Genomic DNA, 14,035 nt, shown 5'->3' with positions numbered 1-14,035 from the left:
CGACTAGTCGGCTGCCAGCGCCCAGTGCGCGAGAGCAAAAGCAATACCAGCAAAGTACAGCGTGCCGAAAATCACTGTGTTGTACCGCGCGAGCCACGGCGGCAGGTAGATGTCGAAGCTGTCGTGCCGCTCGTCGGTGTAGCGCGCGGCGACTGCCGTCAAGGGACAGCGACAGCCATTCACCGCCAGGACGAGCACCTCGCCAGCGACCGCCGCCGCGCTCCAGGCGGCAATGGCGTGCCTGCCATGGAAAGACGCCAGTGGAATGGCGACGATCAAGCCGGCAAAAAGCGCCCAGACCAACGTATGCACGAGTTTGACGAGGAGCAGGGCGGTCGCCGCCTTCACGGCGCACAGCCGATCCATTGACGCCAGCAGCGCTGCTCAATGAAGGTGAAAAAGCCCACGTGGACGTCCCCCCAGACGATCGAACTGGTGTGCGATCGACGCCCGCCAATCAGGAAGTTATAGCAGGAAACGCGGGATTTTCAAGGTGCTGGCCAGGCGCGGCTTGGCAAGGCGAAGTTTGCCGTGTCGGCTGCGCTTCCTCGTCATGACCATGATTGGTGAATGGCGGCCCGGTTTTCACGACGAGGGCAGCGCTATGGAGCGGCCGAATTCGAGCCGCCACAAGGATTTCGCACGGCTTTAACGGTCATGACACGTGGAGACACCCCAAATCATGAAAGTCATGACCGTTTCCCTCTTCCCCTGCCCCTTCTCCCGCGAGGGGAGAAGGGAGTTTCGTGAGTCGCTTGCGCGACTTTCACATTAACGGATGCCGAACGGCTTATCAGGAATGCAGCACTGCAGCGGTCGGTCGGGAGCACGCCGTGCGCGCAGTGCCTCCGGCCAGCCCCCGGGGTAGCGGCGCCGTAGAGGCCGTCGTTGGGGATCGCCGAAGTGCGCTGACAGGAGCGGCTGCGATTACCGGCCGTGCTCGGCCGGGCAGGTGCTGCCGCTCCCCGGGAGCGGGCGCTGCTTTCCCTGCGCGCGACGATTTCCTGAACGAGGTGGCCCGCCTCACCCCGCTCCTTCGCCGGCGGCGGTAAAAGAGAGGTTCGTGAGGCGCGTACGACGAGCTTGTATTCGCTCCTCGTGGGGCCTAGGCTGATGCCTTGGATGAGGGGGGGCGATTACTCTCCATGACGGGGACGCCCTGTGTGCGGCGCGACGTGGTGTCGCCGTTCCCACCGGCCTGCTTGCGGGCCTGCGTGGCAAGGCCGCCATTCGCTTCCAGTCCTGATGTGGTAAAAGTAGGGGAGTCCATGTCCATGACAGACAAGAAATCGACCCTTGCCAACAACACTGCGCCGCTGCATTTCGACGCTGTGCTGGACGACGAGCGCAGTGCCGGTTTTTCGCCGGAAGGCAAGGCGCGTGGCCTCGCGCTTTCCGGCGGCGGCATTCGCAGCGCCACCTTCAACCTCGGCGTCATTCAGGCGCTCGCCGAGCAAAAGCTGCTGCAGAAATTCGACTACCTGTCGACGATTTCGGGCGGTGGCTATATCGGCGGCTGGCTGTCTCTGTTCATCAAGCGCTATGGTGGCGGTCAGGTCGCGAAAGCCGAGACCGAGCTCTGCAGCGGTGACGGCAAGCTCGAGCACGCCGCGATCCGCTTCCTGCGCTCGTACAGCAACTACTTAACGCCGCGCGCCGGGTTGAGCAAGGACTCCCTGGTCGCCGTCGCGACCTACCTGCGCAATCTCTTGCTTAATCTCGTCATATTGATTGCGCTGATCGGGGGGATACTCATCCTCCCGATCATTGCGGCGCAGCTCGCCACGTTCCTGGTGAACTGGGAAGGTTTTTCAGCCTGGTATTACCCGATGATGATGGTGGCGCTACTCCCGCCAACGTTCGCGGTTGCCATGGCCCTGTTCTTCCCGCCCGAACGAAAAGTGCGCCGCCCGTGGTTCATGCGCTCCCGCTGGCTTATTGCGCTAATCGACGTGCCGGTTGTCGCCACGGGATTCCTCGCCACCTGCTCTTACATTCAGCTTGCCGTGGGCGGTGTCGCGGAGACGCGATTCTGGGACACCGTGGCCTTGTACGTGGTGCCGTGGGGAGTGGGCTTCGTGATGGCGACCCTCTATTATTCCGAGGAAAAGGGCTGGTCTAAACGGCTGGGCGCCCTAATGGACAAGGCGAAGTGGCAGGCTGCTTGTCGCCAGCTGAGGCGGCAGACCACTTTTCACAAGGTGAAGTGGCAGGCCGCTTTTCTCGCCTTCGCGGTGCTTGCGGGCGCAGCGGGAGCGGCTTTCATGTGGGGGATCGGTAATGCGATCCTGGCCCTGCCCGGTGAGCATCGCTGCTGGGCCGCGGTAGCCTTTGGCCCGCCGACGGTAATCATTGCCATTGCTTTGATGGTCGTCGTGCATGTCGGTCTGATGGGCCGCCAGTTTGTCGAGAGCGACCGCGAGCTGTGGAGCGTCTACGGGGCCCGATTGATTGCCCTGGCCGTGATGTGGACCGGAATCTTCACCATCGCGCTTTACGGCTGGGCCTTGCTCGAGTGGGCAAACGAATGGGTAGTCGCCATGGGCGGCTTCGCGTGGATTGCGAGCACGCTCTTCGGGGTACTTGCCGGCAAGAGCAAAGAAACGAAAGGGGGGGAGGGGAGCAAGGGCTGGATGGAGGTCCTGGTCCGCCTCGCTCCCTACGTGTTCGTCCTCGGCCTGCTGCTCCCGCTGTCCTGGGGACTGCATCAAGCCTTGAGCTGGGGCCACGACTGGCGCCCGGGTATGCCCAGCGCCACACAGGATGAGAAGAAGGATTGGTGTGCCAGGGAGACGCCGGCCGCTGGAACGACGCCGGCTGCTGGAGCGACAGCAGCTGTCGGGGAGGCGCCGGTTGCCGGAAACACGCCGCCTCCAGCGCCGGGCATCTACCTGCACGCCGACCCCGGCGCGGGCATGCCGCTGGTCACCGTGCGCAACATCGACTCGCCGAGGTGGTGGGATCAATTCCTAGCCTTCGCTGCGAAAGACCAGCAAATCATCAAGCCGTGGTTTACTTCACCGTGGATGCTGACCGCCATGGCGGGGGTGGCATTCCTGGCGGCGCTCTTGGTGTCATGGCGGGTGAACATCAATCTGTTCTCGCTGCATCACTTCTACCGCAACCGCCTGACGCGCTGCTATCTCGGCGCGACCAATTGCGAACGCCGCCCGCATCCGCTCACCGGCTTCGATCCCAAAGACGACGTGGCGCTGCCCGAGCTCGCCAATCAAAAACCGTTGCATATCGTCGGCACAGCGATCAATCTCAACCGCGGAAGGCAGCTGGCGTGGCAGAACCGGCGCGCCGCCTCCTTCGCGTTCACGCCGCGCTACGCCGGCTACGAGCCGGCGTCGCACCAGGTGAGCGGCGGATTTCGTCCGGCCGCAGAGTATGGCAAGGATGTGCAAGGCATGCCCATGCAGCTCGGCACCGCGGTGGCAATATCGGGCGCTGCAGCAAGCCCGAACATGGGCTTTCATACCTCTCCCGCAGTCGCCTTCCTGATGACCGTGTTCAACGTGCGCCTGGGCTACTGGTGTGGCGATCCGACGGATCCGAGCGCGTGGCGCGAACGCGATCCTCTGCTCAGCCTGCGCTACTGGATCGCCGAACTCACCGGCAGCGCCGACCTCGATTACCCCTTCGTCAGCCTCAGTGACGGCGGTCACTTCGAGAACCTCGGCATCTACCCTGGATGTTGCATAAAGAGGGCGAGTAAGCACGTAAACATTTGATACAATTGGAGTTCTATAGAAACCAGTTCGTAAAAAATGCCTACCACTACTCGCCCAGCCTTGGATTTTACCCCGGAACAACTCCACCTCCCGCCCGCTGCGGGCTTCACGGTTCGCGCCGATTTCAGCGCCGGTGAGGTGTCCTCGGACCTGGGCGCCTTGGTGCTGAGCGCCGTCGATCGTCGCATCGGCCTGATCGATCGCCTGACCGGGGCGATTGCCGATTCCCGCGATCCTCGTTACATCACCCACCCGCTGCGCGATTTGCTGACGCAGCGCGTCTTTCAGATTGCCTGCGGCTATGAGGACGGCAACGACGCCAACGCCCTGCGTCATGACCCGCTGTTCAAGCTGGCAGCCGGGCGGGCACCGCTCGATGCCGAGCAGGCGCTGGCCAGCGGTGCCACCTTCTCGCGTCTGGAGGGCGCCGTGCGACGAAGCGACATCTACCGACTGGCGCAGGCTCTGGTCGAGCAATTCATCGCTGGCTACGCCGAAGCGCCGCGCACGATCACGCTGGATCTGGATCACACCGACGATGCCACCTATGGCCAGCAGGCCCTGTCTTTCTACAATCACCACTACGGCCACCACTGTTACCTGCCCTTGTTGGTGTTCGAGGCCCACTCCGGCGCTCTGGTGAGCGCCGTCCTGCGCCCCGGCAAACGCCCGACCGGCGCCGAGAACGCCATGATCATGAAGCGGGTGCTCACCGTGTTGCGGCGCCACTGGCCGCAGACCCATATCCTGCTACGTGGCGACGGCCATTTCTCCAATCCCGAGTTGATGGCGTTGATTCAGGCCGATGGCAATGCAGATTTCATCTTCGGCCTGGCCGGCAACCCGGTCCTCACGCGCCAGGCCGAGGGCTTGATGAAGAACGTGCGCGCACACGCCGCCTTGAATCGGGCGCTGGCCGCCCGGGGCCTGCGCCCGGCCGCCGCGGCGGTGCGCCATTTCGGTGAATTCGACTACCAGGCGCGCTCCTGGCCGCGCGCCTTCCGGGTGGTGCTCAAGGCCGAAGTCCTGACCGGTAGCGCGATCACGCCTGCCAAGGACAATCAGCGCTACGTGGTCACCTCCTTGCGTGGCCCCTCGCCGCGGACGCTTTACCAACAGGACTACTGTGGCCGCGGCCAGGCTGAGAATTTGATCAAGCAAGTGAAAAGCGATCTGAAATCGGATCGGACATCCGCTTCGTCCTTCCTCGCCAACTTCGCTCGCCTGCTGCTGAGCGCCGCGGCCTACGTTCTGCATCAGCAACTGCGCCACCTGGGGCTGCAAGGCACGCCGTTGGCGACGGCACAGCCCAAGACCGTCATCCTCGCGCTGTTCAAGATCGCCGTCCGCGTCAAACAGTACAAGGACCGGGTGCTGCTGCAGCTACCCAGCAGTTGCCCGCTCAAGGGGCTGCTGGCACAGCTCTGCAAGAGGCTTTACCCCGCCAAGCGGATGCGCCCCATGCCGGCTTCGCCATGAACACGCCACGTCTGGCCCACGAGAGGCAGCCACCCACCCTGACCATCAACCACTTCTCACGCTTCTCCCCGCTTGCGGGGTCGGGGGAACTATCGCCTGGAAATCGAAAAATGCGTAGTCAAGCCCCGGGGGAGGCACAGGGCAGCGTTTGTGCAACATCCGGGCTACGAGCTGGTGCGGCGCCGCTGCACGCTGATTCTGGCCAGCGACGCGGGAGCCGATGCGAAGTACGCCTTCGACGACCTCGCCGAGGCCATGCGCAAGTGCTACACCGATTTCGGCGTCGAGTTCAGCTTCGAGACCGAGACCCCGCTGGACGACATCCGTCCACAGCCCAGGGACCAGGTGCCGGAGGAGGAGTGGCTGGGCCGGCGGCACTATGCGATCGCCAGGATCGATTATCCTGAGCCCGCCTCACGCGGTACGCTCATCTACTGGAAGACTTCCCTCACCGCCGATCTGCCGCCGGACATTGTTCAATACCGGCGCACGCACAAGGACTTTCCGCACCAACCGACGGTGGACCAGTTCTTCGATGAGTCGCAGTTCGAGAGCTATCGCCACCTCGGCTATGAGGTCGCAAAACGCTCGCTGCAGGAGATGCGCGCGAACGACAAGCTTCCCGATGCGCTGAAGTAATGGGAAGGTCGCGGACGCGACTCGCCAAGCGCCCTTCGCCACCGGCCGGAGAAGGGCACGGGGTGAGACGGGGAAACGGTCATTATTTTCAGGGCTGCGCGGGGGGCAGGTCTTTCCTTTTGGCCTTACCATTCCAGAGCATTGGCAAGAAGAAAGGCCTGAGCCACGTCGGTCGGGAGCACAAGGTTTGGCGCTGGGCCTCGGGCCAGCCACAGGGGGGTATCTGCATCGTACAGGCCTTCGTTGGCCCGTGTTTAACATTCTCAAAAAAACCTCTTGCATAATCAACTGCTTGCAAGGCACTTGAATCTCTAATGGCACAACAAGCGCGTAATTTCGTGTCAGGCGACCAGTTTTCGGGTTCCTCCGGGGTCTGAGTTGACGCCCAAGGCGCGATAGATCGCCATCAGCTCGGGCTCGGCGGCAGTGGCCTTGCGGACGTGCAGCGTGCGGCCATCGCGTTGCCGGAAAGTCGTCGTCACCCGGCGCTGGATCGAGAGGGTTTCGCGCAGGGTCGCCCAACTGTCGGGAATGCCCGCCGCCTTCAGCTTTAGGCGAAGGAACTGCACACACTGGTAAGCCAGCACGGTAATGAACAGATGGCCGTCGGCGCGCTCTTCCTTGTGATGAAAGACCGGCCGCAAGCCCAGCTCACTCTTGAGGCTGCGAAACACACTCTCCAGGTCAGTCAGCAGGGTGTAGGTGCGCCAGAGCCGCTCCTCGTCCCAGTCGAGTTCATTAGTGCGCAAGCAATAGACGCCCGGGTGCGTCGCTTGGCTCCCCTCGCGCGGCACCTTCTGCCAGGTGATCCCGGTGACCCGCTTGCCCGATTCGTCCGTCACCAGGTCCACCGTGTAATGCTGGCTGGTGCCGCGACTCTTCTGCTTCAGCCGGCCGAGTCGTTCGTGCAATTTGTCGGGGCGCTTCTCGGCACGTGGTTTGGCCAGGCCGTCCTGCATTTGCTGCAGTCCGGCTTCGAAGCGCTGGCTGAAGGATTCGAGCATGGCCTCCTCCTTGAGCTGCCGACCCGGTGAATGGCAAAACAACTGCAGCTCTTTCCCGTCTTCACTGAGCGCCTTTTGCAGCCGCAACGGTTGCTCGTCGGCGGTCTCGATCGTGACCGCCTGTGTTTCATCGAACTGCCGGGTCCCCCCGCGACGAACGACCAGGTAGCGATAGCCATGTTCGACCAGCCAGGCGATGTTGGCTTCGGTAGCGATGCCCGCGTCCATGATCACCAGCGCCCCTGCCGGGGCGTCCAGTCCGGTCAGCATGCCAGCAAGCGTGCCGGCTTCGCTGACATTGCCTTCGAAGGTCTGCGAGCGGCGCACAAAGCCACTGCCGTCGAGCACCAGGCCGAGCGTCACCAACGGGCAGTCGCTGCGCTTCTCCTTGGAACGGGCACGCTTGGCCTTGCGATTACTCGGAACTTCGCCTTCAAAATACGTGTTGGTCAGGTCGTAGAGCGTGATCGTCTCTTCCAGGCCAAAGAGCGTGCGAACGGTGCCGAACAAGCGCGCTTCAATCACTTCCCGATGCTTCATCAGGACGTCCGAAGCACGGTAAAGACTCATGTGCGACATCGACAGGAAGTCGACGTCGATCAGCTCGCCCAAGGCGCTCTGCTTCTGCAGCCAGCTCCAGGTCGCCCGCTCGGAGCCCGGGCGGCCCATTCTCCCGATCAGGTTGCCGATAATCGACGCCCGCAGCACGCCATTGACGCCCAACTCTCGCAATTGGTCGATGATGCCCAGTTCGGTCAGCGCATGCAGACCGACGTGCTCGACGCCAACCGAGCGCGGCTGCATCACTTGCAGCGAGTCAATATCGACTTCCTCGAACGTCACCGGCGGACGCGGCTTTCCGCAGGGCTCACTGGCCTCCGCCGCCGGCGGCGAGTCGCTCATCGGCGACCGCACGATCAGTTGCCCCGCGTAGCGCTGGGCTGCGCTTTCGATAGGGCCCGTGCAGGGCAGTGGCAGGAGCGCTTCCTGGGGATGCAGAAGCTGTTCGATGCGACGACACAGCACCGGCCAGTCCTCCTGCTTGATGGCGAAATTACGCCCGAGATTCAGCAGGGTGATCTGACGGACCTTGCCTGCGACGCGTTCGCCCCGCACCAGCCGAAAGGTGAAGTAGCCCTCGCCGGTGACCTTGTTGTTCGTTCGTGTCTGTCGGATATACATGCCCACGATCGTACAAGAAATGCAAGGGGAAAAACTAGGCTTGAAAAACTATTATGGCACAACATTGCGCCTCAGAAATGCGGCCTATTGAGAATCAATGACTTACAATCGCCGCAGCCCGGAAAAGGCCGCAATATGACAAAGAGTTGTTAAAGAGGGGTTGGGGCTCGCCAAAGTGCTCCGGCTGGAGCGGCTGCGATTACAGGCCGTGCACGGCCGGACAGGTGCTCTCGCTTCCCGGGGGCGGGTGGGGCGTTTTCACGGCTCCACGCTTGACCCGCTCGTTCGACTCGCCCGCTGCCCGCCAGCTCAATACCCTCAAATGGACCAGGTTTCCTGCGCAGCCTGCTCGGTGAGGTAGCTGAAGGCTGCGGCGGTACTTAGAAACACGCGTCCACCGAGTTGCTGCTTGAGCAGCTCGCTGCGCTGCAGGCGGTCCATGACCGGCCCCTTGACTTCGCTCAGATGCAGCTTGATGGACTGTCCGAGCAGGCTGCGATTGATCTCGTTGAGCAGGTAGAGGCCGGTGGTGTCGACGCTGCTCACCGCCGACATTACCAGCAGCACGTCGCGCGTCGCTTGCCCGTTTGCCGTCCGCTCCTTGAGCAGTTGTTCGAGGTGGTCGACGATGGCATCGACATTGCCGAAGAAGAGATCGGCGTCGATGCGCAGCATCAGCACTTCGGGCAGGGTTTCGACCTGATGTCGTTTTACGTTGCGGAAGTGTTCGCTGCCGGGAATGCGGCCGATGACCGCGATGTGCGGCCGGCTGGCGCGCCAGATGACCGTCGCCAGCGACAGGACGACGCCGAGAATGACGCCTTTTTCGACGCCGAGAAGGAGGACGCCGGTGGTCGTTGCCAGCAGCGCGGCGGCGTCGCTGCGGTCATGGCGCCAGGCGTCGCGCAAGGTGGCGACATCGATCATGCCGAGGACGGCGAGAATGATCGTCGCCGCCAGCGCCGGCAGTGGCAGCCAGGATATCCAGGTGGTCGGCACGAGCAGCGCCAGGACGATCAGGGCGGCCGAGATGATGCTGGCCAGCGGCGTGTTGGCGCCGGCGGCGTAATTCACTGCCGAGCGTGAAATGCTGCCGGTGACCGCGAAGCCGCCCGACACCGCGCTGGCCAGGTTGGCGGCGCCGAGCCCGAGCAGCTCGCGGTTGCTGACGATGCGTTCGCCGCGCCGGTGAGCCAGCGATTGCGCGGCCGACTGGCTGGAGAGAAAGATCATGAAGGCGATCAGCAGCGAGGGCATCAGCAAGGGCTGCCAATGTTCTGCCGACACGGCCAGCGCGAGCGCTGGCAGGCCCGCCGGAATTTCGCCGACGACCTTGACCCCGGCCGCTGCCAGGTTGAGCCCGGCGACGGCGGCTGTGGCCGCGACCAGGACCACCACCGGCGCCAGTTTGGTGAGCATTTCCGCTGCTTTTCCGGAGGCGCCAAGAGCGGCCAAGGCGCGCGCCAGATAGGTCTTCGCCAGCCACAGGGCAAGTAGCGAAGCCAGTCCGATGAGTGCGCTCGGCAGATGGCTATTCGCCAGCGGCCCGCCCAGCAGCGGTCCGAGCTGACCGCTGGCGATCAATAGTGCGGCGCCGCTGGTAAAGCCGCTCATCACCGGGCGACTGAGAAAGCCGGCGACGAAACCGAGGCGGAAAACGCCGCTGAGAAAAAGGATCACGCCGGCGATCAGCGCCATCTGGCCGGCGAGCACCATGCTCAGCGCCGATCCGGGTGGCGCCAGGGTCGCCAGCGAGGTGCCGATCATCAGCGAGGTGATGGCCATCGGCCCCACCGACTGCACCATGCTGCTGCCGAACAAGGCGTAGGCGACGGGCGGCAGGATGCTGGCGTAGAGCCCGGTAACCGGCGGCAGGCCGGCGACCAGGGCGTAGGCCATGCTCTGCGGAATCATCATCAGGGTGACGATGATGCCGGCGCCGATATCGCCGGCCAGCAAGTCGCGTCGATAGTTGCGCAGCCAGATGAGCATCGTTCCCGTCTCCCCCTTGTCAGCGCAGCGCGCTCGGGCGCTGCGTTCATATTAGCGCCTGTGCGGCACTGCTGGCCTTCGTTCGGCTTGGCTCGCCGCCGCCCCTCAATGCAGAGTGAACAGCGCCGCCAGTTCGTCACCGCCGAGCTGGCCGATCCATTGTTCGCCGCTGCCGACGGTCAACTCGGCCAGCTCGCGCTTGGCGCGGATCATGTCGTTGATGCGTTCCTCGAAAGTGGCGCGGGTGATCAGGCGATGGACCTGCACATTCTGCTGCTGGCCGATGCGGTAGGCGCGGTCGGTGGCCTGCGCCTCCACCGCCGGGTTCCACCACAGGTCGTAGTGAATGACGCTCGAAGCGGCGGTGAGGTTGAGGCCGGTGCCGCCAGCTTTCAGCGAGAGCAGGAAAACCTGCTCGGTGCGATCGTTCTGGAAGCGCTCGACGAGCGCATCGCGGCGGCTGCGCGTCAGGCCACCGTGCAGGAAGAGCGGCTCGCGTGCATAGCGTTCGCGCAGCCAGCCGGCGAGCAGTTCGCCCATTTCACGAAACTGGGTGAATACCAGCACCTTGCCGTGGCTGGCGTGGATGGCGTCGATCAGTTCGAGGAAACGCTCCGCCTTGCCGGACAGCGCGGCGGCGGTGCGCTCCTGGCCCGCTTCCTGAGTCCTTTCCTGCCCCCCTTCCTGACCCTGCTTGAGGTATTGCGCGGGATGGTTGCAGATCTGCTTCAGGGCCAGAATCATCTGCAGCACCAGGCCCTGCCGCCGGAAAGTATCCGACTCGCCGGCGATGACGCGCAAACCTTCCTGGACCACCGATTCGTAGAGCGCGCTCTGCGCGGCGGACAGGCTGCAGTACTGGTCCTGCTCGATCTTGTCCGGCAAATCGTCAATGATCGTCTTGTCGGACTTCAGGCGGCGCAGCAGGAAGGGCGCGGTGACGCGCCGGAAGCGCTCGATGACCTGCTGGTCGCGATGCGTCTGGATCGGCAGCGCATACTCCTTGACGAACTGCGGCAGCTTGCCGAGGTAGCCGCGGTTGGCGAAGTCCATGATGCTCCAGTACTCCGAGAGGCGGTTCTCCACCGGCGTGCCGCTCATGGCGATGAAGCTGCTCGCCGGGATGGCCTTCACCGCCCGCGTCTGCGCGGTCGCCGGGTTCTTGATGTTCTGCGCTTCGTCGACCACCAGCACCTGCCAGGCGAGGGCCTTGAGCGCCGCCGCCTCGCTGCGCGCGATGCCGTAGGTGGTGAGCAGCACGTCCGGGCGTTGTTCTCCCTGGCGGGTCGCCAGTTCGCGCCGCGCGCCGTGAAAAACGGCGACGCTCAGCGCCGGAGCGAAGCGCGCGATTTCCTTTTGCCAGTTGGTGAGCAGGCTGGTGGGAACGATGACCAGCGCCTTGGCTTCCGCCAGCGCGCCGTCGTCGCGCAGTTTCTGCAGCGTGGCGATGACCTGTAGCGTCTTGCCCAGGCCCATGTCGTCGGCGATGACGCTGCCGAAGCCGAGACGGGCGTTGCGGTACAGCCAGGCGTAGCCGCGCTGCTGGTAGGGGCGCAGAGTCGCCAGCACGGTGCCCGGCAGCTCGACGTCACCGGCTTCCCGCAGCTGTTGCAGCAGGCGCTGTGCGCCCTCGTCGAGGGCGATCGGCGCAGCGGCGTATTCGCCGGCCAGCGCCGCGCGCAGCAGCTCGCTGCCCGATAGCGCCGGCGGCCGCGCCAGCTGGGCGCGCAGGCGCTCGATCTCGTTCGGGTCGAGATAGACATAGCCGGCCTTGAAGCGGATGACGCCAGTGGCGTCGCGAACCAGGTTCTCGAACTCCTCTCGGCTGAGCAGCTGGTCGCCGACCGCCACCCGCCAGTCGAAACCGAAAACGTCGTCGGCGTTGAGGAAGCCACCGCCAGCAGCCTGGCCTGCCTGGCCCTTGAGCTGCAGCGAGAGGCGTGGACGCAGCAGGCGCTCGAGCGCTTTCGGCAGCAGTGCGCGGATGCCGAGCAGGCGAACGACGGGCAGGGTCGCGAAGAGGAATTCAGGCAGCGCATCGGCGGCAATGCGCAGCGGCGTGCGTGCGCCGGCACTGACGTAGGCGTTGAGCGGCGGGTAGAACTCGGCGAGCAGGGCAACCGTTTGCAGAACGCCGAAGCGTGCCTGCGCCCAGGCCGCATCGTCGAGCACGGTCGCCAGGGCGACCGGCGGCTGCAGGGCCGTACCGCTTTCCGCGGCCAGGCTCAGCGCGAAGTGATCGCCGTCATTGGCCTTCTCGTGCTGCGGAGAGGACTCCTCGTCGCCACCCTCTCCCGCGGCGAGGCACAGCACCGGCGCGTGCTCGCGGCGGGCGAGGTGGAAGCGCGCCAGCCAGGCGTGGATGCCGGCAGCGATCGAGCCTTCGCCGGGACCGTCGTAGAGCGCCCGACCGCTGGCGAAGAACAGCGCCAGCGTCTTGTCGCCGGCGGCCTTGTCGCGGTCGGCAGCGCTCCACGCGCGGATGAAGTGATCGAGAAACAGCGAACAGAGGACCGTGGCCTGCGCCGCGGCGCTCAGCGGCAGCGTCTTGCGGCCCTGGCGCAGCATCACCCGGCCGGGCGGCAGCGCCGCCTCGACACGCTGCATCAGCGCGCGCACCGCCGGGTCCAGGTTTGCCGGCAGCCAGCGCAGCCCGACTTCCTGGCCCCTGAGCGTGAACAACTGCGGCACCACGGCGCCGCGGGCGAGCAGGTGCAGGGCAAGCAGGCGCAGCGGCTGCAAGGCCGCCAGTTCGGGCTGGAAATCGGGCAGACGGGCCGGCGCAAGCTCGGCCAGGGCGGCGACCAGATGCGGCCAGTCGCCGATGCCGGCGACGCCGCTCAGCGTCAGCTTGTGCGTCGCGTCGAGCAGCAGGAGCGGTCGGTCGTCCGGCGAGAGCCGGGCGGCGGCGGTGCCGGTGCCGGTGCCATCGCCGTGGCCGCTTTGGTCGCCGTTGCCAGTCTCGTCGCCGGGGATGGTGTCGAGCGCCTGCCGCGCCGTTTTCGCGACGCGCGCCAGCGCGCGACTCAGGGTCGCGCGGAAATCGCCGTTGGCGAAGAACGGCGGTTGCTCGGGCAGGACGCGCAGCAGGGCTTCGGAGAGATCCGGTAGCACGGAGAAATCGAGGCTGTCGAGCAGCCCGCTGTCGGACCGGGTGTCGGCCCCGCTGTCGGCCCCTGCGCGGTCGTCGCCGGTCGGCAGGAGCTCGCTCAGCGTCGGCAGCGCGGCGCCGGCATCGTCATCGAGGTAAATGCCGCGTGCCTTGAGGGCAGTGGCGAGATCGAATCCGCGCAGCGAAAAGACCAGGAAAGGGTTGCCGTCGATCTCCCGGCTGAGCAGGTAGATCGCCGCCGCCAGATGCTTGCACGGCACCGCCCAGTCCGGGCATGAGCAATCCATCGCCAGATCCTGCCAACGCGTCGGGAAAACAGCGATGCCCAGTTCGCTGGCCAGCGCCAGCACCGCCGGATCGAGCTTGCCGTTGAGCATGCCGGCAATCAGCGCCGGGTCGGCGGCAATCCGCTCCAGCAGCCGGGCGAGGTCACCCGCGGCGATCGGTGGCACGGCAATGCTCACCCGGTACGGCCGCAGGCGCGAGCCCTTGACGCTCGCCGCAATCGTGCCGCCGCTCACCGTCAGGTTGCGGACCGCACCCTTGTTGGCGTAACTGCGACCGCGTGGCAAGCGGTTGTCGTAGTCGATATGGGTCAGCGCGTCGAGCCATTGCTCGCCCCACCAGGTCTTGCCAAATGCTGCCCGGGTCAGCACGGGTTTGCCTTCAGTGCCGAGGGGGCGGTCCTGCGGGCTTGATCCATGGCGGGCTTCATCTTTCGTCGCTATTCCCTGGTCGCTGCCCGCAGGCGCGGGCAGGCAGCGGCGGGCGGCATCGATTTCAACATCCCGGCATTCTAGCGACACGGTCGGCGCGCGGATAGCGTTGGCGACGGGCGACGGGCGAGTATAGGAAAAGCGCATTGGACAAACGAACGAAGCCGTGTGTAA

7 protein-coding genes are annotated in these 14,035 nt (G+C 65.0%); 3 read left to right on the top strand and 4 right to left on the bottom strand.

The window, feature by feature from the left end:
* Window positions 1-3: 3 nt before the first annotated feature.
* A complete protein-coding gene (locus QZ648_RS23695; RefSeq protein WP_291998462.1) occupies window positions 4-366 on the bottom strand; it encodes a hypothetical protein in 363 nt (120 codons plus the stop codon).
* A 908-nt stretch (window positions 367-1,274) separates the two neighbouring features.
* Here QZ648_RS23695 and QZ648_RS23690 point away from each other — a divergent pair.
* The 3 genes from QZ648_RS23690 (at window position 1,275) to QZ648_RS23680 (ending at window position 5,855) form a co-directional block, all read left to right on the top strand.
* Window positions 1,275-3,737 carry a patatin-like phospholipase family protein gene (locus tag QZ648_RS23690; protein WP_291998461.1) on the top strand — a complete coding sequence of 821 codons (2,463 nt, stop codon included), beginning with the start codon at window positions 1,275-1,277 and terminating at the stop codon, window positions 3,735-3,737.
* Between the two features lie 36 nt (window positions 3,738-3,773).
* The gene (locus tag QZ648_RS23685; RefSeq protein WP_169068687.1) at window positions 3,774-5,216 is read left to right on the top strand and encodes an IS1380 family transposase; all 1,443 of its coding nucleotides are present in this window, start codon (window positions 3,774-3,776) and stop codon (window positions 5,214-5,216) included.
* A 150-nt stretch (window positions 5,217-5,366) separates the two neighbouring features.
* On the top strand, window positions 5,367-5,855 hold the full coding sequence (locus tag QZ648_RS23680) for a hypothetical protein (protein WP_291998460.1): 489 nt from the start codon (window positions 5,367-5,369) through the stop codon (window positions 5,853-5,855).
* A 341-nt stretch (window positions 5,856-6,196) separates the two neighbouring features.
* Here the strand turns inward: QZ648_RS23680 and QZ648_RS23675 are convergent, their stop codons facing one another.
* From QZ648_RS23675 to QZ648_RS23665, 3 genes are all read right to left on the bottom strand, one after another.
* Window positions 6,197-8,041 carry an IS1634 family transposase gene (locus QZ648_RS23675; RefSeq protein ID WP_291995907.1) on the bottom strand — a complete coding sequence of 615 codons (1,845 nt, stop codon included), beginning with the start codon at window positions 8,039-8,041 and terminating at the stop codon, window positions 6,197-6,199.
* Between the two features lie 318 nt (window positions 8,042-8,359).
* Window positions 8,360-10,033, bottom strand: a complete 1,674-nt coding sequence (gene sulP / locus QZ648_RS23670) for a sulfate permease (RefSeq protein ID WP_291998459.1) — start codon at window positions 10,031-10,033, stop codon at window positions 8,360-8,362.
* Window positions 10,034-10,138: 105 nt separating this feature from the next.
* Entirely contained in the window at window positions 10,139-14,008 is a 3,870-nt protein-coding gene (locus QZ648_RS23665; RefSeq protein WP_291998458.1) for an SNF2-related protein, read from the bottom strand.
* Window positions 14,009-14,035 lie beyond the last annotated feature (27 nt).

The organism is Candidatus Accumulibacter sp. ACC012 (genome assembly GCF_907163155.1).
Lineage (GTDB): Bacteria > Pseudomonadota > Gammaproteobacteria > Burkholderiales > Rhodocyclaceae > Accumulibacter > Accumulibacter delftensis.
The sequence above is the reverse complement of the archived record's forward strand: the minus strand, read 5'-3'. Positions and strand labels throughout refer to the sequence as shown.

Bases quoted from the DNA above. Each gene is read 5' to 3' on its own strand.
- QZ648_RS23695 (WP_291998462.1), bottom strand. From the start codon at position 366: ATGGATCGGCTGTGCGCCGTGAAGGCGGCGACCGCCCTGCTCCTCGTC.
- QZ648_RS23690 (WP_291998461.1), top strand. From the start codon at position 1,275: ATGACAGACAAGAAATCGACCCTTGCCAACAACACTGCGCCGCTGCAT.
- QZ648_RS23685 (WP_169068687.1), top strand. From the start codon at position 3,774: ATGCCTACCACTACTCGCCCAGCCTTGGATTTTACCCCGGAACAACTC.
- QZ648_RS23675 (WP_291995907.1), bottom strand. From the start codon at position 8,041: ATGTATATCCGACAGACACGAACGAACAACAAGGTCACCGGCGAGGGC.
- sulP (WP_291998459.1), bottom strand. From the start codon at position 10,033: ATGCTCATCTGGCTGCGCAACTATCGACGCGACTTGCTGGCCGGCGAT.
- QZ648_RS23665 (WP_291998458.1), bottom strand. From the start codon at position 14,008: ATGCGCTTTTCCTATACTCGCCCGTCGCCCGTCGCCAACGCTATCCGC.